Annotated in this window: 23 protein-coding genes; 4 read left to right on the top strand and 19 right to left on the bottom strand. The window is 66.8% G+C overall.

The window, feature by feature from the left end; genetic code table 11:
* Positions 1-43: 43 nt before the first annotated feature.
* The 9 genes from atpD to Q0907_RS13795 all read right to left on the bottom strand — a co-directional run bounded on the left by atpD (position 44) and on the right by Q0907_RS13795 (position 7,061).
* Positions 44-1,450 (bottom strand): F0F1 ATP synthase subunit beta, encoded by a 1,407-nt coding sequence (gene atpD / locus Q0907_RS13835; RefSeq protein WP_299345745.1) that lies wholly within the window; start codon positions 1,448-1,450, stop codon positions 44-46.
* A gap of 39 nt (positions 1,451-1,489) precedes the next feature.
* Complete coding sequence (gene atpG, locus Q0907_RS13830; protein WP_093489856.1) at positions 1,490-2,353, bottom strand: F0F1 ATP synthase subunit gamma; 864 nt, start codon at positions 2,351-2,353, stop codon at positions 1,490-1,492.
* Positions 2,354-2,437: 84 nt separating this feature from the next.
* Positions 2,438-3,985 (bottom strand): F0F1 ATP synthase subunit alpha, encoded by a 1,548-nt coding sequence (atpA, locus tag Q0907_RS13825; protein ID WP_296281474.1) that lies wholly within the window; start codon positions 3,983-3,985, stop codon positions 2,438-2,440.
* Positions 3,986-4,031: 46 nt separating this feature from the next.
* Positions 4,032-4,559: a F0F1 ATP synthase subunit delta gene (locus tag Q0907_RS13820; RefSeq protein WP_299345742.1), complete on the bottom strand. Its 528-nt coding sequence runs from the start codon at positions 4,557-4,559 to the stop codon at positions 4,032-4,034.
* A gap of 17 nt (positions 4,560-4,576) precedes the next feature.
* Positions 4,577-5,047 (bottom strand): F0F1 ATP synthase subunit B, encoded by a 471-nt coding sequence (locus Q0907_RS13815; RefSeq protein WP_299345739.1) that lies wholly within the window; start codon positions 5,045-5,047, stop codon positions 4,577-4,579.
* Positions 5,048-5,152: 105 nt separating this feature from the next.
* Entirely contained in the window at positions 5,153-5,452 is a 300-nt protein-coding gene (gene atpE / locus Q0907_RS13810; protein WP_055939490.1) for a F0F1 ATP synthase subunit C, read from the bottom strand.
* 64 nt (positions 5,453-5,516) lie between these two features.
* Positions 5,517-6,314: a F0F1 ATP synthase subunit A gene (atpB, locus tag Q0907_RS13805; protein ID WP_299345736.1), complete on the bottom strand. Its 798-nt coding sequence runs from the start codon at positions 6,312-6,314 to the stop codon at positions 5,517-5,519.
* Between the two features lie 24 nt (positions 6,315-6,338).
* Positions 6,339-6,710 carry a hypothetical protein gene (locus Q0907_RS13800; RefSeq protein ID WP_299345733.1) on the bottom strand — a complete coding sequence of 124 codons (372 nt, stop codon included), beginning with the start codon at positions 6,708-6,710 and terminating at the stop codon, positions 6,339-6,341.
* A 171-nt stretch (positions 6,711-6,881) separates the two neighbouring features.
* The gene (locus tag Q0907_RS13795; protein ID WP_299345730.1) at positions 6,882-7,061 is read right to left on the bottom strand and encodes a hypothetical protein; all 180 of its coding nucleotides are present in this window, start codon (positions 7,059-7,061) and stop codon (positions 6,882-6,884) included.
* 66 nt (positions 7,062-7,127) lie between these two features.
* Here Q0907_RS13795 and Q0907_RS13790 point away from each other — a divergent pair, with 66 nt between their 5' ends.
* Both Q0907_RS13790 and Q0907_RS13785 read left to right on the top strand, forming a co-directional pair.
* On the top strand, positions 7,128-8,069 hold the full coding sequence (locus Q0907_RS13790; RefSeq protein WP_299345728.1) for a hypothetical protein: 942 nt from the start codon (positions 7,128-7,130) through the stop codon (positions 8,067-8,069).
* Between the two features lie 107 nt (positions 8,070-8,176).
* Positions 8,177-8,380: a DUF2061 domain-containing protein gene (locus tag Q0907_RS13785; RefSeq protein WP_299345725.1), complete on the top strand. Its 204-nt coding sequence runs from the start codon at positions 8,177-8,179 to the stop codon at positions 8,378-8,380.
* A 25-nt stretch (positions 8,381-8,405) separates the two neighbouring features.
* Here Q0907_RS13785 and Q0907_RS13780 read toward each other — a convergent pair whose 3' ends face one another.
* Genes Q0907_RS13780 through Q0907_RS13770 form a run of 3 tightly spaced genes read right to left on the bottom strand, consistent with a single transcriptional unit; the run spans position 8,406 to position 12,603 of the window.
* Positions 8,406-9,014, bottom strand: coding sequence for a hypothetical protein (locus Q0907_RS13780; RefSeq protein ID WP_299345722.1), 609 nt, complete (start codon positions 9,012-9,014; stop codon positions 8,406-8,408).
* Complete coding sequence (gene lpdA, locus Q0907_RS13775; protein WP_299345720.1) at positions 9,011-11,158, bottom strand: dihydrolipoyl dehydrogenase; 2,148 nt, start codon at positions 11,156-11,158, stop codon at positions 9,011-9,013. Before lpdA ends, Q0907_RS13780 begins: the two co-directional genes overlap by 4 nt.
* A 17-nt stretch (positions 11,159-11,175) precedes the next feature.
* A complete protein-coding gene (locus Q0907_RS13770; protein WP_296278986.1) occupies positions 11,176-12,603 on the bottom strand; it encodes a dihydrolipoyllysine-residue acetyltransferase in 1,428 nt (475 codons plus the stop codon).
* 275 nt (positions 12,604-12,878) lie between these two features.
* On the opposite strand from Q0907_RS13770, the gene Q0907_RS13765 reads away from it, so the two are divergent.
* On the top strand, positions 12,879-13,637 hold the full coding sequence (locus Q0907_RS13765; RefSeq protein WP_299345717.1) for a hypothetical protein: 759 nt from the start codon (positions 12,879-12,881) through the stop codon (positions 13,635-13,637).
* Here the strand turns inward: Q0907_RS13765 and Q0907_RS13760 are convergent.
* The 7 genes from Q0907_RS13760 to Q0907_RS13730 form a co-directional block, all read right to left on the bottom strand.
* Entirely contained in the window at positions 13,599-14,156 is a 558-nt protein-coding gene (locus tag Q0907_RS13760; protein WP_299345714.1) for a DNA-deoxyinosine glycosylase, read from the bottom strand. The two genes, Q0907_RS13765 and Q0907_RS13760, sit on opposite strands and share 39 nt — an antisense overlap.
* A gap of 3 nt (positions 14,157-14,159) precedes the next feature.
* Positions 14,160-14,612 (bottom strand): DMT family transporter, encoded by a 453-nt coding sequence (locus Q0907_RS13755; RefSeq protein WP_299345712.1) that lies wholly within the window; start codon positions 14,610-14,612, stop codon positions 14,160-14,162.
* A 67-nt stretch (positions 14,613-14,679) separates the two neighbouring features.
* Positions 14,680-15,921 (bottom strand): MFS transporter, encoded by a 1,242-nt coding sequence (locus Q0907_RS13750; protein ID WP_299345709.1) that lies wholly within the window; start codon positions 15,919-15,921, stop codon positions 14,680-14,682.
* A gap of 140 nt (positions 15,922-16,061) precedes the next feature.
* On the bottom strand, positions 16,062-18,467 hold the full coding sequence (locus Q0907_RS13745) for a TonB-dependent receptor (RefSeq protein WP_299345706.1): 2,406 nt from the start codon (positions 18,465-18,467) through the stop codon (positions 16,062-16,064).
* Between the two features lie 74 nt (positions 18,468-18,541).
* Positions 18,542-21,553 (bottom strand): beta-phosphoglucomutase, encoded by a 3,012-nt coding sequence (pgmB, locus tag Q0907_RS13740; protein WP_299345703.1) that lies wholly within the window; start codon positions 21,551-21,553, stop codon positions 18,542-18,544.
* A gap of 240 nt (positions 21,554-21,793) precedes the next feature.
* Entirely contained in the window at positions 21,794-22,822 is a 1,029-nt protein-coding gene (locus tag Q0907_RS13735) for a LacI family DNA-binding transcriptional regulator (protein WP_299345700.1), read from the bottom strand.
* Between the two features lie 5 nt (positions 22,823-22,827).
* Positions 22,828-23,277 carry a DUF1801 domain-containing protein gene (locus Q0907_RS13730; protein ID WP_296278978.1) on the bottom strand — a complete coding sequence of 150 codons (450 nt, stop codon included), beginning with the start codon at positions 23,275-23,277 and terminating at the stop codon, positions 22,828-22,830.
* A gap of 311 nt (positions 23,278-23,588) precedes the next feature.
* Here Q0907_RS13730 and Q0907_RS13725 point away from each other — a divergent pair, with 311 nt between their 5' ends.
* The gene (locus Q0907_RS13725) at positions 23,589-24,221 is read left to right on the top strand and encodes an OmpW family outer membrane protein (RefSeq protein ID WP_299345697.1); all 633 of its coding nucleotides are present in this window, start codon (positions 23,589-23,591) and stop codon (positions 24,219-24,221) included.
* Positions 24,222-24,246 lie beyond the last annotated feature (25 nt).

The raw sequence follows: 24,246 nt of genomic DNA, 5'->3' as shown, positions 1-24,246 counted from the left end.
CCGCCGGTTGCCACGAAGGTGGGCCTGGGCCCACCCTGCGTGCTTACGCCTTCTCGGCGAGCTTCTTGGCCTTCTCGACCGCTTCTTCGATGCCGCCGACCATGTAGAACGCCTGCTCCGGCAGGTGGTCGTACTCGCCGTCGACGATCGCCTTGAACCCGCGGATCGTGTCCTTGAGCGAAACGTACTTGCCCGGCGAGCCGGTGAACACTTCGGCCACGTGGAACGGCTGGCTGAAGAAGCGCTCGATCTTGCGGGCGCGCGACACGGCCTGCTTGTCTTCTTCGGACAGTTCGTCCATGCCGAGGATGGCGATGATGTCCTTCAGTTCCTTGTACTTCTGCAGCGTCGACTGCACGCGGCGCGCGGTGTCGTAGTGCTCGTGGCCGATGACGTTCGGGTCCAGCTGGCGGCTGGTCGAGTCGAGCGGGTCCACGGCCGGGTAGATACCCAGCGAAGCGATGTTGCGGCTCAGCACGACGGTCGCGTCCAAGTGGGCGAACGTGGTGGCCGGCGACGGGTCGGTCAGGTCGTCCGCGGGCACGTACACGGCCTGGATCGAGGTGATCGAACCGGTCTTGGTCGAGGTGATGCGCTCCTGCAGGACGCCCATTTCCTCGGCCAGCGTCGGCTGGTAACCCACGGCCGACGGCATGCGGCCGAGCAGTGCCGACACTTCGGTACCGGCCAGCGTGTAGCGGTAGATGTTGTCGACGAACAGCAGCACGTCCTTGCCCTTGCCGGACGCGTCCTTCTCGTCGCGGAAGTACTCGGCCATGGTCAGGCCCGTCAGCGCGACGCGCAGGCGGTTGCCCGGCGGCTCGTTCATCTGGCCGTACACCATCGCCACCTTGTCGAGGACGTTGGAGTCCTTCATCTCGTGGTAGAAGTCGTTGCCCTCGCGGGTACGCTCGCCCACGCCGGCGAACACGGACAGACCCGAGTGCGCCTTGGCGATGTTGTTGATCAGTTCCATCATGTTGACGGTCTTGCCGACGCCGGCGCCGCCGAACAGGCCGACCTTGCCGCCCTTGGCGAACGGGCACATCAGGTCGATGACCTTGATGCCGGTTTCCAGCAGGTCGGTGGCCGAGGACTGGTCCTCGTACGACGGGGCCGAACGGTGGATTTCCCAATGATCCGACGCCTGCACCGGGCCGGCTTCGTCGATCGGGTTGCCCAGCACGTCCATGATGCGGCCCAGCGTGCCCGCGCCGACCGGCACCGAGATGGCCTTGTCGGTGTTCACGGCGACCAGGTTGCGCTTCAGGCCGTCGGTGGAACCGAGGGCGATGGTGCGCACGACGCCGTCGCCGAGCTGCTGCTGCACTTCGAGCGTGATGGCGGTGTTCTCCACCTTCAGCGCGTCGTACACCTTCGGCACTTCGTTGCGCGCGAATTCGACGTCAACCACCGCGCCGATGATCTGAACGATCTTGCCCTGACTCATTGCTGCATTCCTCTAGATGAATTCTTGTGACTACGCGCGTCAGACTGCCGCCGCGCCGCCGACGATTTCGGAGATTTCCTGGGTGATCGCCGCCTGGCGAGCCTTGTTGTAGACCAGCTGCAGGGTGCCGATGAGCTTGTTGGCGTTGTCGCTGGCGGCCTTCATGGCCACCATGCGCGCCGCATGCTCGGACGCGATGTTCTCCAGCACGGCCTGGTACACCAGCGACTCGATGTAGCGCGTGATCACGTGGTCGAGCACGGTCTCGGCATCGGGTTCGTAGATGTAGTCCCAGTCGTGGTGCGCGACCTGCGTTTCCGCGGCGGGCAGCGGCAGCAGCTGGTCGAACGCCGCGCGCTGGGTCATCGTGTTGACGAAGTCGTTGTAGACGACGAACACGCGGTCCAGCGAGCCTTCGGTGTAGGCGTCCAGCATCACCTTGATCACGCCGATCAGCTGGTCCAGCTTGGGCGCATCGCCCAGGTGGGACACGCTGGCCAGCATGTTGACCTTGACCCGGCGGAAGTACACCGAGGCCTTCTGGCCGATGGTGACCACGTCGACCTCGACGCCCTTCTCGTTCCACTGGCGGATCTCGCCGAGCATCTTGCGGAACAGGTTGTTGTTAAGGCCGCCGGCCAAGCCGCGGTCGGACGACACGATGATGAAGCCGACGCGCTTGACGTCCTTGCGCTCCACCATGAAGGGATGCTGGTAGTCGGTATTGGCCTGGGCCAGGTGGCCGATCACCTGCTTCATCGCCCGCGCGTACGGGCGCGAGGTCTTCATGCGGTCCTGCGCCTTGCGGATCTTGGAGGCCGAGACCATCTCGAGCGCGCGCGTCACCTTGCGGGTGTTCTGCACGCTCTTGATCTTGGTTTTGATTTCGCGTCCGCCTGCCATGTCTCGCTCGCTTGTTTCGTCTTCGTCGGGCGGACCTGCGATCCGCCTGCCTACGAACGGTGGGCCGGGGCCCACCCTACGCAATTACCAGGTACCGGTCTGCTTGAACTCGGCGATGCCCTTCTTGAAGGCGCCTTCGATCTCGTCGTTCCAGTTGCCGGTGCTGTTGACCGTATCGACCAGCGCGCCCTGGGTGTTGGTGAAGTGCGCGTGCAGCGCATCTTCGAACGCCAGGATCTTGTTGACCGGCACGTCGTCCAGGTAACCCTCGTTGACGGCGTAGATGGACAGCGCCTGCAGGGCGATGGACATCGGCGCGTACTGCTTCTGCTTCATCAGCTCGGTGACGCGCTGGCCACGCTCCAGCTGCTTGCGGGTGGCTTCGTCCAGGTCCGAGGCGAACTGCGCGAACGCGGCCAGCTCACGGTACTGGGCGAGCGAGATGCGGATGCCGCCCGACAGCTTCTTGATGATTTTGGTCTGGGCGGCGCCACCGACGCGCGACACCGAGATGCCGGCGTTCACGGCAGGACGGATGCCGGCGTTGAACAGGTCGGTTTCCAGGAAGATCTGGCCGTCGGTGATCGAGATCACGTTAGTCGGCACGAACGCGGACACGTCGCCGGCCTGCGTTTCGATGATCGGCAGCGCGGTCAGCGAACCGGTCTTGCCGGTGACCTTGCCTTCGGTGAACTTCTCGACGTACTCCTCGGACACGCGGGCAGCGCGCTCGAGCAGGCGGGAGTGCAGGTAGAACACGTCGCCCGGGTAGGCTTCACGGCCCGGCGGACGCTTCAGCAGCAGCGAGATCTGGCGGTAGGCGACGGCCTGCTTGGACAGGTCGTCGTACACGATCAGGGCGTCCTGGCCGCGGTCCATGAAGTACTCGCCCATGGTGCAGCCGGAGTAGGCGCTGATGTACTGCATCGCGGCCGATTCGGAAGCGGTGGCGGCGACGACCACGGTGTGGGCCAGCGCGCCGTTCTCTTCCAGCTTGCGCACGATGTTGGCCACGGTCGAAGCCTTCTGGCCGATCGCGACGTACACGCACTTGATGCCGGTGCCCTTCTGGTTGATCACGGCGTCGATGGCCATCGCGGTCTTGCCGGTCTGGCGGTCGCCGATGATCAGCTCGCGCTGGCCGCGGCCGATCGGGATCATCGCGTCGACCGACTTGTAACCGGTCTGCACCGGCTGGTCGACCGACTTGCGCCAGATCACGCCCGGGGCGACGCGCTCCACCGGCGCGGTCAGCGAGGTGCCAAGCGGGCCCTTGCCGTCGATCGGCTCGCCCAGCGCGTTCACGACGCGGCCGAGCATTTCCGGACCGACCGGCACTTCCAGGATGCGGCCGGTGGTCTTGGCCACGTCGCCTTCGCGCAGGTGCTCGTAGTCGCCCAGGACCACGGCGCCGACCGAATCGCGCTCCAGGTTCAGCGCGAGCGCGAACGTGCTGTTCGGCAGCTCGATCATTTCGCCCTGCATGACGTCGGCCAGGCCGAAGATGCGCACGATGCCGTCGGACACGCTGGTGACGGTGCCTTCATTGCGCGACTCCGCGGCCAGCTTGACCTTCTCGATACGGGTCTTGATCAGGTCGCTGATTTCAGAGGGGTTGAGCGTGGTAGCCATGGGTAAGTCCTGTGTGCCCGCTTGCGCGCGGCGGTTCAATGGGAATTCAGTGCGTCAGCGCCGACTGCAGGCGCGCCAGCTTGCCTTTCAGCGAGCCGTCGATCACCACGCTGCCGGCATCGATCACGGCGCCGCCGATCAGCGACGCGTCGACCGCCGTCTCCACCTCGACCTCGCGACCGAAGCGCTTCTTCAAGGCGGCCTTGATCACGTCGAGTTCGCCGGCGGGCAGGTCCGTGGCGGAGGTGACCTTCGCCTTCACGACATGCTCGGCGTCGGCGCGCAGCTCCTCGAACAGGCCGGCAATCTCCGGCAACTGCGGCAGGCGGCGCGCATCGGCCAGGATGCCCAGGAAGCGGGTGAACGCATCGCTGGCGCCGTCCGGCGACAGCAGCGACACGGCGTCCGCCGGCAGCAGCTGCGGATTCGGCAGCAGCGCGGCCACGCGCGGGTCCGCCGCGGCATGCGCGGCAAAACCCAGCGCCTGCGACCAGGCGGCGAAGTTGCCTTCGTCGCGCGCCGTCGCGAAGGCGGCGCGGGCGTAGGGGCGTGCGACGGTCAGGGCCTGGCTCATCGGTCAGATCGTCCGGATCAGATTTCGGCGGCGAGTTCGTCGAGCAGCGCCTTGTGGGCGTTGGCGTCGATCTCGCGCTTCAACAGTTTCTCGGCACCACTGACGGCCAGTGCGGACACCTGCTTGCGCAGGTCCTCGCGGGCACGCGTGGCGGCGGCCTCGATCTCGGCCTGGGCCAGTTCCTTCTGGCGGTTGGCTTCGGCGATCGCCTCGTTCTTGGCCGCGTCGACGATCTGGTTGGCGCGCGCGTGGGCCTGGTCGATGATCTCGTTGGCCTTGACGCGGGCGTCCTTCAGCGCTTCGTTGACCTTTTCCTGCGCCTGCGCCAGATCCTTCTGGCTGCGGTCGGCGGCGGCGAGGCCTTCGGCGATCTTCTGCTGGCGTTCTTCGATGGCAGCGAGCAGCGGCGGCCAGATTTTGGTCGCAATGATCCAGATCAGGCCGGCGAAGGCCAGCGCCTGGGCGAACAGAGTGAGATTGATATTCATCGTAAACCTGCCGGTGATGAAGGGCCCGCGCACATCGCGCCGGCCCAGCTACGCCTGGTGACTGACCGCGGGCCGGAGCGCGCGGTCAGGCGTGCACGCGACGGATCAGCCCGCCAGCTTGGCCAGCTGTTCGGTGAAGATCGTGATGAACGGGCTGGCGAAGGCGAACAGCAGGCCCACGGCGACCGAGATGATGAACGCGGCGTCGATCAGGCCGGCGGTGATGAACATGCGCACCTGCAGGACCGGGATCAGCTCCGGCTGGCGGGCAGCCGATTCCAGGAACTTGCCGGCCATGATGGCCAGACCCAGGCCGGCGCCCAGCGCGGCCAGGCCGATCATGATGCCGATGGCGAGGGCGGTCGAAGCCTGGACCTGGGCGAGGTTGGTGAGGATGCTTTCCATGGTGATCTCCGGAACTAAGTGCTTGAAAGGTGGATGGTACGAAGGGAACGGTGAAGCGGAAACGTTAGTGGCTGTCTTCCGACAAGCTCAGGTAGACGATCGACAGCATCATGAAGATGAAGGCCTGCAGAGGGATGACCAGCAGGTGGAACAGCATCCAGCCCAGGCCGAATGCTGCGCCGCCGAGCATGCCGACGATGCCCGCGCCGCCCAGCACCCAGATCAGCAGGAAGACGATCTCGCCGCCGAACATGTTGCCGAACAGTCGCATCGCCAGCGAGATGGGCTTGCTGACCCATTCGACGATGTTGAGGATCAGGTTGAACGGCATCATCCACTTGCCGAACGGCGCCGTCAGGAACTCGTGGGTGAAGCCGCCCAGGCCCTTGGAGCGCAGCGCGAAGACGATCATCAGGAAGAACACGCTGATCGACATGCCCAGGGTGGCGTTGACGTCGGCGGTGGGCACCGGCTTCCAGTAATGCACGCCCATCAGCTCGAGCGGCTTGGCGATGAAGTCTGCCGGGATCATCTTCAGCAGGTTCATCATCAGGATCCAGAAGAAGATGGTGATCGCGATGGGCGTCACCAGCTTGCTGGTCCCGTGGTAGGTGTCGCGGGCCTGCTTGTCCACGAACTCGAGCATGATCTCGACGAAGGCCTGCCACTTGCCCGGCACGCCGGCGGTCGCCTTGCGGGTCGCCAGCCAGAACGCGAATACGATCAGCAGCCCCATCAGCACGGCGGTCACGAAGGTGTCGACGTTGATCGTCCAGAACGGACCGTCGCCACCCACTTGGGCCGTGAGGTTCTTCAGGTGGTGCTGGATGTAGCTGGTGGGAGTAAGAGCCTCGCCCGCCATGAGTCGGAAACCTTTCTAGTTGGGTTATCGCTGCTTGCCGGTCGCGACCAGCACCTGTGCCACCAGTCCGGTGATCACGCCTGCCAGGAGAGGCAGCGGGGGCAGCTTGTACAGCCCCGCGCCAACCACCAGCACGCCGATCACCACGACCCACTTCACCACCATGCCCGCGACGAGCCTCAGCACCGCCGAGACGGCCCCGAGCACGCCGCCACCGAAGGCCATCCAGGCCGCCAGCAGCGCGCTGGCCACGATCGCCAGCCCTCCAACCGCCGCCGCGACCGCCTGGGGCACGCCCCGGAGCAGGAACAGCAGCGCGACCAGCAGCACCGCGCCCGTCTGCCAGACAGCGGCGCGCAACACTAGCCGCCGGCCCGTAGCGACGGAATTCAGCACACGAAAGCCCTACGGAATTGGCGGGGTACAAGGCGGTAAAGCGCCTCGCCGAGCCGCAAAAGTATAGCAGCGGGACAATTTCCGGGACAACCGCCAAAGGTAGAAAGCGGGCCTCAGGGGCACACGCCGCCCGCAGCCCTTGCGCCGCCTGCGTGTAACCGTTTCCCCTGTTCAGAATTTTCCCGGGAATTCTCCGGAACTTTGCCGGAAACTCCCTGTCAGTCCTTGCAAGGCCTGCTGCTCAACTTCCTCGTCCGATGCTCCGCCACAGGCCTTCCACGAAGCCCCGGCTGCCCCCGGGGCTTCACTTTTTTGTGGCATCGGGAAGACGTCGCCGGGCGTGACGTTCATCCAATTCACCCGATGACGACCCGTGGGCCATGAAGGTAGTGCTCCCCCTCGACGCATGGAGCGCCCATGAACCGGCCCTGCCCCCGCAACACCCCCGCCTTCGTTTCCCTGCTCGCCTGCCTGCCGCTGGCGCTGCTCGCCACCACCGCCGCCGCGCAGGATTTCAGCGACGACGCCCGCTTCGAAGTCCGCCTGTCCGCCTTCAATCCCGAGGCCAACATCCGCTTCGACGGTACCGGCGTCGCCACCGACGGCGAGCGCACGGAGGAATTGGCGGCGGCGGGCGGCATCGATTCCGATGGCCGCTGGCGGCCGCGCGGCGAGCTTGCCTTCGCCATGTCGCCGCGGCAGTCGCTGCGCCTGAACTACTACGACTACCGTCGCAACCAGTCGTGGAACTTCGATGGCGACTGGGTCGACCCCGGCAACATTTTCGACGAGGTCGAGATTCCCGGCGAACCGGTCGAAATCCCCGCCATCGACGTCGACGGCCGCCTGAGCTTCGAACTGGCCAGCCTGAATTACGAGTTCGCGGTCATCGACACCCCGCGCTTCCAGTGGGGCCTTGGCGCCGGCGTCACCCACGCGGTGCTGGAGGCGCGCGGCACCGGTACCAGCACCGGCACGGGCGAGATCGATCCGCAGTGGGAGTCTTTCCGCTGGAAGAAGGACGGGACCTCGCCGAACCTGCACACCCGCGTGAGCTGGGCGCCGACCGAGCGACTGCGTATCGAGGCCCAGGCCCAGTACCTGGACACGCGCTGGGGTGACTTCGTCGAGGAGCGCGGACATTTCGAGCGCGGCGGCCTGATCCTCGAGTACCTGGTCACCGAGCGCCTGGGGATTCACGTCGGCTATGACTGGTTCCGCCTCAAGCTCGCCAACGACTATCGCGGATCCTTCGAGGCGCCGCCCGAGTCCGGTGTCGGAACCGTCGAGGTCACCGGCAAGCTGACCGGCCAGTTCAAGGTCCACGGACCCATGGCAGGCGTGACATTCCGGTTCTGATCCGGCCCTATCGATAGATCTCGCTTATCGATCCCAGCGAAATGTTTCATTGGACGGCACGTGCGGGGCGCCCATACTTGAGACCTGTTCTCATCTGGAGCCCCGCCGTGAACAAGACCCTGAGCTTCGCGATCCTGCATTTCTCGGTGGCCTTCACCCTGGGCTACCTGTTCACCGGCAGCCTGCTGGTGGGCGGCGCGCTGGCGCTGATCGAACCGGCCTGCAATACCGTCGTTTTCCACTTCCACGAGAAGGTATGGAAGCGGATCGAGGCGCGGCGTGCCGCGAGAACCGTTCCGTTGCCTGTCTGACGCGTTCGACGCCGGTGCGGACCGGCTAAGGGTTGCCCAGCGACTTATCCAACGCCATGGACTCCTTTCTGCGCTGGATACATGTCGCGTCATCGACCGACAGCCCCGACTCCAGGTCACAGGGATGCATGGAGCGACCTGAGGCGGCGTTTTCCCGAAGATCCTTCAACATCAGCTGGCGGGTGCCCAACCACTCTCCGAGATTGACGATGCGCGGCTCGCATGTGGTGGGTTCGAGCACGGTGCCGGGCCGATCCCAAAACAGCAGCAGGAAATCTCCCGGCGCTACACCACTCATACAATTATTCCCCAACGGGTATTCCAATCGGGGTATAGCGGTGAGCGCCTTGCCCTTTATCTGCTCCACTAGCACGTAGCGGGCAACCACCCCGCCGATCTGATACGGCATTCCGTACAACCTGGCTGATGACGGAGTGTCGCCGAGAAAATTTCGCAACGCGGATTCACGCACAAGTTCGACAGCGGAAACCCGGACCAAGGCCACGTAAGCATTTCGCGCGGCAAGATCGTCGAGATCACGCGAACCCACCGGACCGCACTGGCACGCCAGCGCAGCAGCGCTGGCGGCCAACAAGACGCCCGCCAAACAGACTCGGGCGAGCAGGCGGATCACTTCTTCTTCGGAATGTACAGGTCGGTGATGGTGCCTTCGTAGACCTCGGCCGCCATCGCCACGGATTCGCTGAGCGTCGGGTGCGGATGGATGGTCGCGCCGATGTCGCCGGCTTCCGCGCCCATCTCGATCGCCAGCGCCAGTTCGCCGATCAGGTCGCCTGCATGCACGCCGACGATGCCGGCGCCGATGATGCGATGGGTGTGCTCGTCGAAGATGAGCTTGGTGGAGCCCTCTCCGCGGCCGATGCCGACCGCACGCGCCGACGCCACCCACGGGAACTTGCCGACGCCGATCTTCAGGCCCTTGGCCTTGGCTTCGGTCTCGGTCACGCCGACCCAGGCGATTTCCGGATCGGTGTAGGCCACCGACGGGATCACGCGCGCCACCCACTCCTTCTTCTCGCCGGCGGCCACTTCCGCCGCCAGTTTGCCCTCGTGCGTCGCCTTGTGCGCCAGCATCGGCTGGCCGACCAGGTCGCCGATGGCGAAGATGTGCGGCACGTTGGTGCGCATCTGCGCATCGACCGGGATGAAGCCGCGGTCGGTGACGGTCACGCCGGCCTTCTCTGCGTCCAGCTTGCCGCCGTTGGGCGAACGGCCCACCGCGACCAGCACGCGATCGAACGTGCCCGACGCCAGTTCCGGCGCCTGACCTTCGGTGGCGCTCTCGAAGCCGACGGTGATGCCCTTCTTCGACGCCTCGACCTTGGCGGCCTTGGTCTTGAGGTAAACGATGACGCCCTGTTTCTTCAGGCGATCGGCCAGCGGCTTCACCAGGTCCTTGTCGGCGCCCGGCATCAGCTGGTCCATGAACTCGACCACGGTCACTTCACTGCCCAGCGCGCGGTACACCGTCGCCATTTCCAGGCCGATGATGCCGCCGCCGACCACGAGCAGCTTCTTCGGCACCTCGGCCAGCTGCAGCGCATCGGTGGAATCCATCACGCGCGGATCGTCCCACGGGAAGTTCGGCAGCTTCACCGCCTGCGAACCGGCGGCGATGATGCATTGCTCGAAGCGCAGCAGCTGTGCCTTGCCATCGCTGCCGACGATCTCGAGCTCGTTCGGCGAGACGAACTTCGCCACGCCGGTCACCGTGCGCACCTTGCGCTGCTTGGCCATGCCGGCCAGGCCCTTGGTGAACTGGCCGACCACCTTGTCCTGCTTGAAGCTGCGGAGCTTGTCGATATCGATCTTCGGCTTGCCGAAGCTGATGCCGATGTCGTCCGAATGCGAGGCCTCGTCGATCAGCGCCGCCGCGTGCAGCAGCGCCTTCGACGGGATGCAGCCCACGTTGAGGCAGACGCCGCCCAGGGTTTCGTAGCGCTCGATCAGCACGGTGTCGAGACCGAGGTCCGCCGCGCGGAACGCCGCCGTGTAGCCGCCAGGGCCCGAACCGATCACGACGATGCGGCATTCGATGTCGGCCGTCTTGCCGGTGCCAAGCGCCGGCTTCGGCGCCGAGGTGGCCGGTGCGGCAGGGGCGGCGGGCGACGGCGTGACGGGAGCGGACTTGGCCGGCGCCGCGGCAGCGCCCTCGCCTTCCAGGATCGCGACGAGGCTGCCTTCGGCCAGTTCATCGCCGAGCTTGACCTTGATCTCTCTGATGACACCGGCCGCAGGCGACGGGACCTCCATCGTCGCCTTGTCCGATTCCAGCGTGACCAGGCCCTGGTCCTTCTTCACCGTGTCGCCGACGGCGACCAGGATCTCGATGACCGGCACGCCATCGTAGTCCCCGATGTCGGGCACCTTGGCTTCGATCAGGCCGCCGCCACCGGAGGCAGCGGGTGCTGCGACCGGGGCAGCAGGCGCAGGCGCGGCAGCCGGCGTCGGGGCCGGCGTTGCAGGGGCCGCAGGGGCCGCAGGTGCGGCCGGCGCGGGTGCGGAGACGGCGGCGCCTGCGGCTTCCAGCACCGCCACGACGCTGCCTTCGGACAGCGCGTCGCCCAGCTTGACCTTGAGTTCCTTCACCACGCCTGCGGCCGACGAGGGCACTTCCAGCGTGGCCTTCTCCGATTCCAGCGTGACCAGGCCCTGGTCCTTCTTCACCGTGTCGCCGACGGCAACCAGGATTTCGATGACCGGTACATCGCTGTAATCGCCGATGTCGGGGACTTTGACTTCGATCGTGTTTGCCATGTCTCAAGCCTCCCGGATCAGAGCAGCACGCGGCGCATGTCGCCGAGCAGCTGGGCGAGGTAGGCGGTGAAGCGCGCCGCGGCGGCGCCGTCGATCACGCGGTGGTCGTAGCTCAGCGACAACGGCAGCATCAGGCGCGGCTGGAACTGCTTGCCGTCCCACACCGGCTGGATCGACGACTTGGACACGCCAAGGATGGCGACTTCCGGTGCGTTGACGATGGGCGTGAAGGCCACGCCGCCAATGCCGCCCAGCGAGGAGATGGAGAAGCAGCCGCCGGACATTTCAGCCGGGCCGAGCTTGCCGTCGCGCGCCTTCTTCGCCAGTTCGCCGCTTTCCTGCGCGATCTCGTTGACGCCCTTCTTGTCGACGTCGCGGATCACCGGCACGACCAGGCCGTTCGGCGTATCGGCGGCGAAGCCGACGTGGAAATACTTCTTCAGCGTGAGGTTCTCGCCACTGGCATCGAGCGAGGCATTGAAGTCGGGGAACTTCTTCAGCGCCGAGACGCTGGCCTTCATCAGGAAGGCGAGCATGGTCAGCTTGATGCCGGCCTTTTCGTTCTCCTTGTTCAGCGCCACGCGCAGCGCTTCCAGGTCGGTGATGTCGGCGTGGTCATGCTGGGTGACGTGCGGAATCATCGCCCAGTTGCGGGCCAGGTTGGCGCCGGAAATCTTCTTGATGCGCGACAGCGCGACGACTTCGGTCTCGCCGAACTTGCTGAAGTCGACCTTAGGCCACGGCAGCAGGTTCAGGCCACCACCGGCAGCCGCCGGCGCACCCGCAGCGGCAGGCGCCGACACGCCGCCGGCCAACGCGCCCTTGACGTACTTCTGCACGTCTTCCTTGCTGATGCGGCCACCGCGCTCGCTGCCGCTGACTTGGTTGAGGTCCACGCCGAGTTCGCGCGCGAACAGGCGCACGGCCGGGCTGGCGTAGGCAACCTTTTCGGGGAGCACGCGGTCGGCGTTGAATTCGACCGGGGGCGTACGCGGCGGCGAGGCTTCCGGATCGATGCCCGGCTTGTCGTCCAGCACGCGCGAGGCAGCGGGCGCCGCGGCGGGTGCGGCGCGCTCCTGGGCGATCTCGCGCTGGGCAATCTTGTCCGGCGTCGGCGAAACGGCGACCGGTTCGACCTTCGCGCCGGTTTCAGCCGTGGCGGTCGGTGCGGGTGCGGCGGCGGGCTTGGCCTCGGCGGCGCCTTCGCTGGTTTCGATCAGCGCCACCACGGCGCCTTCGGCGATCTCGTCGCCCAGCTTGACCTTGATCTCCTTCACCACGCCGGCGAACGGCGACGGCACTTCCATGGTCGCCTTGTCCGACTCCAGCGTGACCAGGCCCTGGTCCTTCTTCACCGTGTCGCCCACGGCGACCAGGATCTCGATCACCGGTACGCCGTCGTAGTCACCGATATCGGGGACTTTGGCTTCCTTGATGTCGGACATGGCGTTACTCCGGTGCGGGCGTGAAGAAGGGAACCCCTATTGTGTCCGCAGTGGCGCGATGCGCCAACCACTCCTTCGTGTTAATTGCTGTCCCCGAGGGACATTGCGCCCCGTCGCGCGCGCAGTGGTATCCCTTTGGTCGGACGACGACGCAGCACGCGACCCCGCAATACGCACCCGCATTGTTCATCAGACATGCGCGTTCGCACGTATCTGGATGCGGCGTTCACGGGCCCACGCCTAGCATCGCCGCCCATCCCTTCCCGGAGGTTCCCATGCGCTGGCTCGTCCTGCTGTTGTCGCTCGCCATGCCCGTCGTGTCCTGGCTGTCACAGCAGGGTTCGTTCGGCCCCACCAATGGTGCGATCTCGGACCAATATCCGACGCTCATCGTGGCGGCCGGCTACGCCTTCGCCATCTGGGGCCTGATCTTCCTGTGGGACGTCGTGTTCGGCGTCTGGCAGGCGTTTTCGCGGCGGGTGGCGACGGCGCCTCTCGCCGGTGTGCGACCGTGGGCGGCGGGCGGCTTCGCGCTGACCGCCGTGTGGATGCCGGTGTTCTCGCAACAGCTGTTCTGGCTGGCGTTGTTGATCATCTGGGGGGCGCTGGCCTGCCTGCTGCGCTGCGCGGTGGCGCTTTCCGACGCGCGCACCACCACCCCGGGCCTCACTGCGTGGGCATGGGCGCCGCTGTCGCTGCATGCGGGATGGCTGTCGATGGCGGCCTTCCTCAACACCGCGCAGGTGATCGTGGCATACCGGCTGCTGCCGACCGACGCCATGCTGCCATGGACGCTGGTGCTGTTCGCTTTGGCGACCGCGCTGCTGTTGTGGGCGAACCATCGCATGCGCGGCAACCTGCTGTTTGCCGCGGCCGCGCTGTGGGCCTTGGCGGCGGTGTACGTGAAGCAGTCGGGCTGGACCGTGCCAGGCAGCGACACGGCCGCGGTGGTGGCGGTCGTCGTCGCGGTCGTGCTCGCGGTGCAGACCGTGTGGCTACGAGTCCGGCCGCAGTCCCGCCCCGCGTTGGGCTGAGCCTGCCAGCCACGGCGTCAGCACGCTCCACGCCTCGCACAATGCCGCCAGTCCCATCGCGGCATGGGCCGGGCTGGTCGATGGCAGCGCCACGCTCTGCACGCGGCGTTGCGATGCCGCTGGCCAGTGCGGTTGCACATGGCGGCGGAACAGCGATGACGCCGTCGCGCCATTGAACGCGATGGCGCGCAGCCCGGACAGCGAGGCGATCAGTGGCACGATCGCGTTCGGTCGTTCGCTGCCGCGCACGATGGCGCTGTCGAGGCTGCCGGTGCGTCGGCATTCCCCGACCACGTCCCACAGCCCGATGCCGGCGCGCTGCATCGCCGCGATGCGCTCTTCGTACGATGCCACGGTCGGCACGCCGGCCAGCGTCGCCATCACCGGCCAGAAACGGTTGCGCGGATGGGCGTAGTAGCGCGCTGCCTGCAGCGAGGCCGCGCCCGGCATCGACCCCAGTACCAAGACACGGCAATCGGGCGCCACGACAGGGGGCAGTCCGGTCAGCACCTCGTCCATGGTCTATGCGGTCGCCTGCCAGGGCCTCACCACCAGCAAGGCACCGGCCACGACCAGCAGCAGGCCGAGCACCCGCACGGCATCGACCGGCTGTCGCGCATGCAGCACGCCGAAGTGATCCAGCACCACCGAGCCCACCAGCTGCCCCGCTACCACCAGGCAGATCAACGACGCGGCCCCCAGCCGCGGCACGAGCAAGGTCGCCGATGCGACGAACACGGCGCCGATCACGCGCCCCATCCATGCCCACCACGGCACCTTCGCCAAGGCCGCAGGCACGAACACCGGCCGCGTGAGCAACCACCAGGCCAGCAGCACCCCGGTGCCCACCAGGAACGAGCACAGCGAGGCGAACAAGGGGCCGGCCGTCTGCTTGCCCAGCGACGCGTTGATCAACGCCTGCAGTGGCAACAGCATGCCGATGAAGAGGGCCAGGGCCACGCCGGTCGCGTTCATGTCGGGTCCCGCACGAAAGGAGGCGACACGATACGCCAAGCGCCGCGACGCGCGGGTGCGAGCGCCCTCAGGCCGGCGCCATCGTCCGGTCGCGCCGCGACACGGCGCGATGCAGCAGCGCCATCGACACCAGCAGCATCGCCATCGGCGCCAGTAGCAGGTAGAACGCACGCGACCCGTCGAAATGCGCGAACAACTGTCCGGTGATGTATGAACCGGTGGTGCCGCCGAGCGCCGAGAACACCACGATCAAGCCCGTCATCGCCGCATGCCGCGCCTTCGGCAGCGCGCTCAGCACCACCGAATTGATCGCCGGATAGATCGGGGCCATCAGCAGGCCGATCAGCGGGAACACATATGCGGCCAGCGGCGCGTTCCACCACGTCATGCCTTCGCGAGGCTGCACGTTCGCGGCCAGCGGCAGCGCCACCAGCACCAGCACCGCCATCGCGACCACGCACCCGCTCAGCAACCAGAACCAGGGCACGCGCCGCAGCAGCACGCCGCCGCACAGCCGGCCCAGCGCCAGCGACCCGGCGAAGATACCGGCCGCCTGCACGCTGAGCGTGGTGGGGAGGTGCAGGATCTCGCGGTTGAACGTCGGCAGCCAGGTGTTGATCGCCTGCTCCATCAGCACGTAGAGGAACGCGGACACCAGGAACACCGCCACCAGCGGCAACGCCAGCAGGCGGAACATGTCGACGAAGGACTCGCCCGCCGCATGTCCATCTTGCGCGGCGCGTTCGTCCAGCGTGCAGGTCGCCAGCAGGACGACCACCGCCACGCACAGGGCGGCGAGCACCCAATAGACGTCCAGCCAGACCGGATCGCCCGGCACCTCGGCATTGATGAACGCAGCAAACAGCCACGCGCTGCCCAGGATGCCGACCATGAACCAGCCTTCGACCGTGCTGGTCAACGCGGCGTGTCCTTTCGCGTCCTCGGTCAGCAGGCCGATGCTGGAGTACACCGACACCTTCACCAGCGCGAACGACACGCCGACCGTGGTGAACAGCAACTTGGTCGCCCAGAACGCGTGCAGCAGCGGCATTGCGGCGCAGGCGAGCGCGACCAGCGACAGGCCGAGCATCATCGCGCGACGATACCCCAGCCTCGGCAGGAACGAGGCCACCAGGAACGACGTGACCGCGATCGGCAGGTCCTTGAACGCTTCCAGCAGGCTCGCATCGGCCTTGCTGATGCCGAAGCCCTGGATGGACTGCAGGATCACCGTGCCCACGGAGTTCAACAGCATGGCGAAGATCATGTAAGTCAGGATCATCGCCAGGATCATGCGGGTGCGCGTCATGGGCGGTACCGGTCGGTTCGTGCGCGACGTCAGCGCGGCCCTGCCGCGCGACGCCCAGTGCGAAGAGGATATCCGCCACAGGCCGGGGAGAGACGGCGCGGCGGCGGAAGACGGCCCGCGCGAACGCGGGCCGCGCTGCATCACCAGCGGTAGGCGACGGAGGCCTGGTACGACGTGCCTTCCAGCGGACGTCCCATGAACACGCCACCGCTGGTCGCATTGCCCAACACGCGGGCATTGCCCTCGGTCAGCGCGATCTCGTCGGTGACGTTGCGGCCCGAGAAGGTGAACTCCCAGTGGTCGCCCAGGTGCGCGCTGGCACCGACGTCCCAGGTGTCGTACTTCGGCAGCACCTGGCCGTTGGCGGGATCCGAGTAGCGATCGCCCACATGGGTGTAGGTGGTGAACACCTTCAGGTCGCCCCACGGCAGCGACCAGTAGTAGCTCGGCGTCAGCCGTGCGCGGAACTTCGGCTGGCGCACCACCTGGTTGCCGTCGAACGTGGAGAAGTCGCCATACTTGGCGCGCAGCCAGGTCGCGTTCCAGGCCAGCTCGAACCCACCGACCGGTCGCCACGCGCCCTCGAACTCCAGGCCACGCGCCTTCGAGTCACCGATGATGACGACGTTGTTGCCGTTGTTGTCGAACGCCTGGTAACGCAGGCCCGTGAAGTCGTTGTAGAACGCGGTGAGGTACATCTCGTACGTCTCGCCGCCGGCCTTCAGGCCCAGCTCGTACTGGTCGATCTCGGTCTTGTTGTTGGCGCCGTCGCGCAGATTGTCGAACTGCGGGAAGGTGAAGCCCGAGTTGACGCGGCCGAACAGGCTGACGCTGTCGTTGAGCGTGTAGTTCAGGCCCGCCGTCCATGACACGTCGCTGTCGTTCTGGTCGATGCTGCGCGGCGTGGTCGAGACCGAGGTGTTGTTGTCGTACAACGTGTTCGGATTGCCGTCCAGGTCGACCGTGACCGGGTCCCACACCGTGCCGTTGACCTCCTGCCGCTCGTAGCGCACGCCAGCGTCCAGGCGGATGCGGTCGTTGACGGTCCATTCGTCGGCGATGAAGAAGGCCGTGTTCTGGCCGTCGTAGTCACCGCGGATGTTGTAGAACGCGGTGCCCACGAAACCGTCGCGCGTGGCGACCTGCCCGTTGGACAGCGCCAGGTTCACGCGGCGCGCGTTGTCCTGCGCGGTGAGCAGCATGTTGTTGCCCAGCCACCAGCGGTCCTTGGACGAATAGTCCGCGTAGTACACGCCGAAGGTCAGCGCATTGCGTTCTGTCAGGTCGATGCTGAAGCGCAGGTCGTTGGTGAACGAGCTGATCTCCTTCTCCACCACCCAGAAGCCTGCCGTCAGCACCTGCTGGTTCGGGTCCACCGTACCGCCGCCGTTGACGAAGGTGCCGGTGCCGGTCACGCCCGCGCCGTAGGTGTCGGTGATGTACGACGACAGCGTCTGCGGATTGGCGCCGGTGAACAACGCGTAGGTCGGCGCGTCGCCTTTCAGGTAGTTGAACTTGTCGCTGATGGTCCAGTTGCCGACATACCAGTCGAGCGAACCACCGAACACGTCGATGTCCACGCCACGGCCATCGGCCAGGTCGCGCGTCATCGTCTGGTTGCCGACGCCGGTCGGCAGCGTCACCCGGCGGAAGTCGTCGCCGACCAGCGTGCCGGTCGTGGGATCCAGTCCCGGGAAACCGGAGATGTCCTCGCCGTTGTTGCGCGAGACCAGCGGTACCGCGGTGTAGAACGTGTTCTTGTCGTCGGTGTGGCGCGCGTAGAGATTGAACTCGCCCTCGGCCCAGCGCTTGGTCAGCGTGGCGCTGAGCTGGCCGCCCTTCTCCACCGGAAAGCCGGTCTGGCGCACGCCATCGGTCTCGCGGTAGAAGCCGCCCACGCTGTAGTACCAGCCGCTGTCGGTGCCCAGCGGGCCGCCGCTGTAGAAATCGACGCGACGCAGGTCGTCGGTACCCACCGTCAGGCGCACCAGGCCTTCGGGCGTGTCTTCGCCCTTCTTCTGGATGAAGTTGACGGTGACGCCGGGCTGGCCGTTCGAGTAGATCGGGCTGGGGCCGCCGCGCAGGCCTTCGACGCGCGCGATGGTGTCGTCGATGCGGAACAGCGTGGTGTTCTCGAGGAACGACAGCGTCGGCGGCGGGAAGATCGGCGAGCCGTCCAGTTGCAGGGTGAAGAACGGTGCATCGCCCTCGGACGGCATGCCGCGCACGAAGACGTTGGCGCCGGTACCGCCGCCGCTGGCCTCGGCCCAGACGCCCGGCACGATCTTCAGCAGGTCGGCGGTGCTGGTGGGCGCGGTTTCCTGGATCTGCTCGGGCGTGGCGGTGCTGATCGAGAAGCTGGCGTCGCGCTTGCGCAGGCCCTTGAACTTGGCCGTGCCGCTGACGACCACGGCGTCCAGCGTCTTGGCCTCCTGGTCGGCGGGCGCCGCGGGTGCGGCTTCCTGCGCGCTCGCCAGCGCCGGCGATAGCGCCAGCGCGATGGCGGCCGACAGGGCGTAGCGCATCGGGTGCTTGGTGTGTTGCATGGTCCCTCCCTCCACTTGCATTGTTGTCGTGTTGTTGGCTGGCTGCCCACCGCGGCTTCTGTGGCCACGTGCGGTCAAGGCGATACGAACGTCCTCAGGTCAAACGCGTTGATGTGCGGGATGACGGCGTCGGCATGGCGCAGCGCGCGCGCGTCGCCGATGCCGATCGCGGCCATGCCCGCCGCATGGATGGCTTCGATGCCGGCCGCGGCGTCTTCCACGCCGATGCAGCGGTGCGCCGGCACGCCGAGCGCGGCGGCGACGTCGAGGAAGATGGCCGGGTCGGGCTTGGCGCGGACGATGCGCCCGGCATCGGCGATGTAGTCGAAGCGGTCGGCGATACCCAGCTTCTGCAGCAGCGCCGGCGCATTGCGGCTCGCCGACGCCAGGCCGAGCTTCAGGCCCGCCGCGCGCGCCGCATCCAGTACCTCGCTCACGCCGTCGAACAGATCCTGCGGACCGACGTGCGCGATCTCCTGCACGTAGTAGCCGTTCTTCGTATCGGCCAACGCGCGCTTCTCGTCGTTGGAATAGCTTCGCGTGGCGCGCTCGAGGATGATCTCCAGCGACGCCATCCGGTCCACGCCCTTCAGGCGTTCGTTGACCTGCAGGTCGAACGGCACGCCGATCTCGTCGGCCAGCCGCTTCCATGCCCGGTAATGCGTGTGCGCGGTATCGGTCAGCACGCCGTCGAGATCGAAGATCAGCGCGTCGCAAGCGCGGGGCAGCGGCAGCTTCGGTGGCGATGGCACGGCGAGCGGCAGCGCGACTTCGCGCCCTGCCTTCAGTATCACGTCGCTGCCGGCGTGGCCGAACGCCAGCGCGTCGCCTTCATCGAGGCGATAGCGGGCACCGCGCGCGTCCACGTCCACGCGCAGCGCACAGCCGCGCCAGCGGAGGTTGAAGCCGTAACCCTTCCAGGCCTGCGGCAAGGTGGGGGCGAACTGCAGCCGGCCCGCCACGATGCGCAAGCCGCCGAATCCCTGCACCAGCCCCAACCAACTGCCGGCCATCGCCGCCATGTGCACGCCGTGGTCGGTGTTGCCGTGCAGGTCGTCCAGGTCCACGCGCAGGCTGGCGTCGAAGTAGTCCCAGGCCTTGCCGTCCTGGCCGACTTCGCTGGCCAGGATGCCGTACACCGGCGCCGACAACGTGGAGTCGTGGGTGGTGACGGCCTCGTAGTAATCGAAGTCGCGGCGCTTCGCGCCCAGATCGACGCCATCGCCAGCCAGCACCATCGCCATCACCACGTCAGCCTGCTTGCAGACCTGGTGGCGGTACAGGGTGAGCGGGTGGTAATCGAGCAACAGCGGGCGATGCGGCCCTTCGCGCCTGGGGAACGGCCAGCGCGGCTTGGCGAGGAAATCGTCGTCCTGCGGATGGATGCCGAGCGCCTCGTCCACCGGCAGGTGCATCGCGTCGGCGGCGCGCTGCCAGAGCGCGACTTCATCGGCATCGAGCCCGATGCGGCTGGCGAGGGTGCGCAGTGCGTCGGGGCGATCGGCGGACAGGCGGGCCCAGGCGTCGACGGCGCGCTGCAGGTGCCGCTGCGCCATGCGGTTGGTGTACCAGTTGTTGTTGACCAGCGTGGTGTATTCGTCCGGTCCCGTGACCTCGTGGATGCAGAACGCACCGTCGAGCCGCGGATTGAAATGGCCGGCCTGCGGCCAGATGCGCGCGGTCTCGAAAAGAATCTCGGCGCCAGCCTCGCTGAGGAAGTCGAGATCATCGCTGGCGTCGAGATAAAGCCCGATCCCGTAGGCGATGGCGGCATTGATGTGGTACGCCGCCGAGCCGCTGGGATAGTGCGCGGAACATTCGCGGCCGGCGATGGTGCGCCAGGGGTACAGCGCACCGCGGGGATGGTTCATGGCACGCGCGGTGTCGCGTGCGCCGTCCAGCGTGCGGAAGCGGTACATCAGCATCGCGCGCGCCACGTCCGGCGCGGTGAACGCCATGACCGGCAGCACGAAAGCTTCGGTATCCCAGAAGCAGTGGCCTTCATAGCCTTCGCCCGTGATGCCCTTTGCGGCCGTGCCGTTGATGCCGTCGCGTCCGGCCGACTGCAGCAGGTGGAACAAGTTGAAGCGCAGCGCGAGTTCCGCCGCGGCATCGCCCTCCACGGACAGGCCGGCGCGCTGCCAGAACGCATGCATGGCGTCGGCCTGCGCGGCCGCGATGCCGTCGAAACCGTCGTGCAATGCGAGCGCCAGCACGGCGTCCACGCCGTCCAGCGCCTGGCCGTTGCCGTCGTCGTAAGCGACGTATTTCTCGATCACCACGGACGCCCCTGGCGTCAGCGTGGCGCCGAAGCGCTGCTCCACGCGGCCATCGCCCGCCTGCGCGACGGTGAACACCAAGCCCGGCGACAGCCGGTGCTGCTGTGCGCACACCAGGGCGACGCCGCTGTGATGGGTGCGCTGCGTCAGCCGGGCGCCTTGGGCATCGGCGTGCTCGTCCGCGACGTGCAACTCTTTGCCGCCGTGCACGCCGATGCGGGGATCATCGCCCTGTTCGACAGCCGGGCGTCCGGTCTCGATCGATGAACACAGCGTCAGTGGGCCCGCATAGTCGATGGACGCCACTTCGAACCGGATGGCGAGCAACGCGCGCTCGGCCAGCGGCACCACGCGGCGCGCGCGAATCTCGAGCGTATGCCCCTGCGCGGTTTTCAGGCGCAGGCGGCGCTCGAGCGCCCCGGCGGCGAGATCCAGCGTGCGCTCGAAGTCGAGCCACTCCGCTTCCTGCAGGCGCAGCGGCGTGTCGCCGAGTTGCAGCCGGAGGTGCTTGCCCTCGGCGACCGGCACCCGCGTGTCGGTGCTGCGGGTGAAGCCGGGGAAACGCTCGTGGTAGTGGATGGGGTTCTGCTCGAACACGCTCGACAGGAACGTGCCGTCGCTGGGGCTGTCGTCTTCCTCCAGCGCCCCGCGCACACCCAGGGTGCCGTTGGCGAGGGCGAACAGGGTTTCATCACGCGCCGCGCGCTCGGCGTCGAACGCCCGTTGGGTAAGCCGCCAGGGATCGGACCGGCTTTCGCCCGCCGTGCCCTGACCCGATGTATGCGCCTGCTTCTGTTCCACCGACATCCTCGTGCTCACCTGTTACCGGCCGTGGCGGGACCACGGGCGGGGGCACGCTAGAAGTCGTTGTTATCGATGTCAAGTTATCGATGTCAAAGATGCCTCTCAAGGTCCGGAACCCTGCCAACGCCAAGGCAGGGACACAGACAAAACCCTTTTTATTCAATGGTTTGGCGGCAACAAGACGCGGATCGACGCGCCCGGATGTCCACCGGGTGGCCGCTGCGATGCAGCAGCACAATGCGCTCAGGTCGTGCGGACGACCAGATGGGTCGGCAGCGTCTCGGAAACCGCCTGGTCGCCCTCGATCAGGGCGCGCACCTTGCGGGCCAGCAGCACGCCGGCATCGATGAAGTTCTGGTGCACCGAGGTCAGCGGCGGCACGTAGGTCGCGCCCAGCGGGGAGTCGTCGTAGCCGATCACCGAGACATCCTCGGGTACCCGCCGCCCACGTTCGATCAGCGCGCGGATCGCGCCGATGGCCAACAGATCGCTGGCGGCGAACAGCGCGTCCACCTGGGGGTTCGCCAGCAACAGCGCATGCACCGCATCCGCGCCCGCACCGACGGTGAAACTGGTGACGGTCGGCGCGATCGGCGTGATGCCATGGCGCGCCAACGCGGCGCTGAAACCTTCCAGGCGTTCGGCGAACTCGCCATGGGCCGGATCGCCGAGGAACGCGGGGCGGCTGCGACCGAGCGCGATGAAACGCTCCGCCGCCAATGCACCGCCGCGGCGATTGTCGCTGCCGACCACGACCTGCGATTCGTGCCGGCTGACCGCACCCCACACCACCATCGGCCGGCCCCAGCGCTGCACTTCGTGCATCGCGTCCTCATGCGCGCCCTGGCCCAGCAGGATCACGCCGTCGGCGGCCTGCACGTTCGGCAGCGAACCGCCCTGCAGCGAGGTCAGCAGCACGCTGTAGCCGGTGGAGGTCAGTTCCTGGGTGATGCCGCCCAGCAGATCGAGCGGATAAGGCCCCGACATCTGGCGCTCGACGGTGGGCTTCATTTCCACCACCACCGCCACCGTCATGCTGCGGCGGAGCTTGAGGTTGCGCGCGCTGACATTGAACGAATATCCGTACTGTTGGGCGACCTCGCGCACGCGTGCGCGGGTTTCCGCATTCACCAGCGGGCTGTCGCGCAACGCGCGCGAGACGGTGATCGCCGATACGCCAGCCACTTTCGCCAGATCCGCCATGGTCAGGTGGTCGCCGGGCGACGGCAGCGCCGTGGCGCCGGTACGGCGCTTGCGTTTGGCAGGGGGCATGCGGGTCACGTCCGTGCGCGGCTGGCTTCGTATTGTGCAATAAGCGTGTCCACCGGCGTGGAGGCGATCACGCGGCCGATCACTTCGGGCAGCAGCTCGGCCGGCTTCTTGAAGCGCAGGCAGCTCTTGCCCATGTCCAGCTTCATGCCGGCGTCCGCGTAGGCGTTGCGCAGCACTACGTCCTGCGCGGAGTTCGCGTAGCACACCGTCAGGTAGAGCGCGTAGTACTGCTTCTGCGCGGCCAGCGCGACATACGGCAACGGCTGCTTGTTGTAGGTGGTCGGATAGCGCGACAGCGGCACCTCCCACGCGATCATGCCCCAGCTCATCGCCTCGACGTAGCCGTCGGGGATGTGCCGGTTGACCAGGTCGCGGACCGAGGCGATCACCGTGCGGCGATCCTCGGGCAGTTCCGCGAGGTATTCCTCGACCGTCTTCGCCTTGCTGCTCGCCATGGCGCCACTCCGTTTGCGCGAACAGTAGCGCAGGCCGGGGCGACCCGCCATGCCTGGCGGCGCCCCACGTAGCGATCGCTGGCACGGCGCAGGGCGTGAATGACGGGCCGCACGCGCTCAGCGAAATGCAGGCACCGTGAAATCGAAGCGCGAAAGGGTGCATTTTCAGCGCCGTTCTCGATTGGTTCACGTCGCGCAGCAGGAGGCATTCATGCAGTGGTGGTTACGGTGCGCTCGCCCTGACGGCGACGACGCATCACGCATCGCAACGCACGGAAGGGACATAAGAAAACAGAACAGGAGATTCCTGCATGAAATCCATTCGTACCCTCACGATTGCCCTGGCTTCCCTCATTGCCGTACCTGCCCTGGCGCAGGATGCAACGACCGATACGACGTCCGATGCCGCCAGCAAGCGCTTCGCCGTGGTCGGCGGCGCCGCCATCCTCAAGCCCGATCGCGATCCCGCGCCCGGCCTGAAGATCGACGGTGACGTGGCGCCCGTGATCAGCGCCAGCTGGTATGCCACCCCCAACATCGCCGTTGAACTGTGGGGCGCCGCCGACAAGTTCAACCACCGTGTCAAGGCCGATGGCGCCGGCAAGATCGGTACCGTCGACCAGCAGCCGATTGCGCTGAGCGGCCAGTACCACTTCGGTACGCCTGACCAGGTGATGCGCCCGTTCCTGGGCCTGGGCTACTACGAGTCCAATTTCAGCAACGAGAGCATCGGCGGTGACGGCGCGCATGTGGGCCTGGAAACCGCCAAGGGCGCCATCGCCACGGCGGGCATGGACTTCAACATCAACGAAATCTGGTTCGCGCGGACCGACGTGCGCTACATGAAGGGTGACGCCGGCGTGCGCGTGGCCGGCCAGGGTACCGGCGAAGAACTGACGATCGACCCGTGGGTCGTGGGCGTGGGTATCGGCGCGCGCTTCTGATCCATCGCTCCAACGCGCCGATAGG

It is taken from the genome of uncultured Pseudoxanthomonas sp. (assembly GCF_947498795.1).
Taxonomy (GTDB): Bacteria; Pseudomonadota; Gammaproteobacteria; order Xanthomonadales; family Xanthomonadaceae; genus Pseudoxanthomonas_A.
This window is presented reverse-complemented; position numbering and strand designations above follow the sequence as displayed.

Coding starts and splice junctions, on each gene's coding strand:
- Q0907_RS13725 (WP_299345697.1), top strand. CDS start 23,589: ATGAAATCCATTCGTACCCTCACGATTGCCCTGGCTTCCCTCATTGCC.
- atpA (WP_296281474.1), bottom strand. CDS start 3,985: ATGGCTACCACGCTCAACCCCTCTGAAATCAGCGACCTGATCAAGACC.
- lpdA (WP_299345720.1), bottom strand. CDS start 11,158: ATGGCAAACACGATCGAAGTCAAAGTCCCCGACATCGGCGATTACAGC.
- Q0907_RS13790 (WP_299345728.1), top strand. CDS start 7,128: ATGAACCGGCCCTGCCCCCGCAACACCCCCGCCTTCGTTTCCCTGCTC.
- Q0907_RS13765 (WP_299345717.1), top strand. CDS start 12,879: ATGCGCTGGCTCGTCCTGCTGTTGTCGCTCGCCATGCCCGTCGTGTCC.
- atpD (WP_299345745.1), bottom strand. CDS start 1,450: ATGAGTCAGGGCAAGATCGTTCAGATCATCGGCGCGGTGGTTGACGTC.
- Q0907_RS13735 (WP_299345700.1), bottom strand. CDS start 22,822: ATGCCCCCTGCCAAACGCAAGCGCCGTACCGGCGCCACGGCGCTGCCG.
- pgmB (WP_299345703.1), bottom strand. CDS start 21,553: ATGTCGGTGGAACAGAAGCAGGCGCATACATCGGGTCAGGGCACGGCG.
- Q0907_RS13755 (WP_299345712.1), bottom strand. CDS start 14,612: ATGAACGCGACCGGCGTGGCCCTGGCCCTCTTCATCGGCATGCTGTTG.
- Q0907_RS13820 (WP_299345742.1), bottom strand. CDS start 4,559: ATGAGCCAGGCCCTGACCGTCGCACGCCCCTACGCCCGCGCCGCCTTC.
- Q0907_RS13730 (WP_296278978.1), bottom strand. CDS start 23,277: ATGGCGAGCAGCAAGGCGAAGACGGTCGAGGAATACCTCGCGGAACTG.
- Q0907_RS13795 (WP_299345730.1), bottom strand. CDS start 7,061: ATGAACGTCACGCCCGGCGACGTCTTCCCGATGCCACAAAAAAGTGAA.
- Q0907_RS13745 (WP_299345706.1), bottom strand. CDS start 18,467: ATGCAACACACCAAGCACCCGATGCGCTACGCCCTGTCGGCCGCCATC.
- Q0907_RS13770 (WP_296278986.1), bottom strand. CDS start 12,603: ATGTCCGACATCAAGGAAGCCAAAGTCCCCGATATCGGTGACTACGAC.
- atpB (WP_299345736.1), bottom strand. CDS start 6,314: ATGGCGGGCGAGGCTCTTACTCCCACCAGCTACATCCAGCACCACCTG.
- Q0907_RS13750 (WP_299345709.1), bottom strand. CDS start 15,921: ATGACGCGCACCCGCATGATCCTGGCGATGATCCTGACTTACATGATC.
- Q0907_RS13815 (WP_299345739.1), bottom strand. CDS start 5,047: ATGAATATCAATCTCACTCTGTTCGCCCAGGCGCTGGCCTTCGCCGGC.
- atpG (WP_093489856.1), bottom strand. CDS start 2,353: ATGGCAGGCGGACGCGAAATCAAAACCAAGATCAAGAGCGTGCAGAAC.
- atpE (WP_055939490.1), bottom strand. CDS start 5,452: ATGGAAAGCATCCTCACCAACCTCGCCCAGGTCCAGGCTTCGACCGCC.
- Q0907_RS13760 (WP_299345714.1), bottom strand. CDS start 14,156: ATGGACGAGGTGCTGACCGGACTGCCCCCTGTCGTGGCGCCCGATTGC.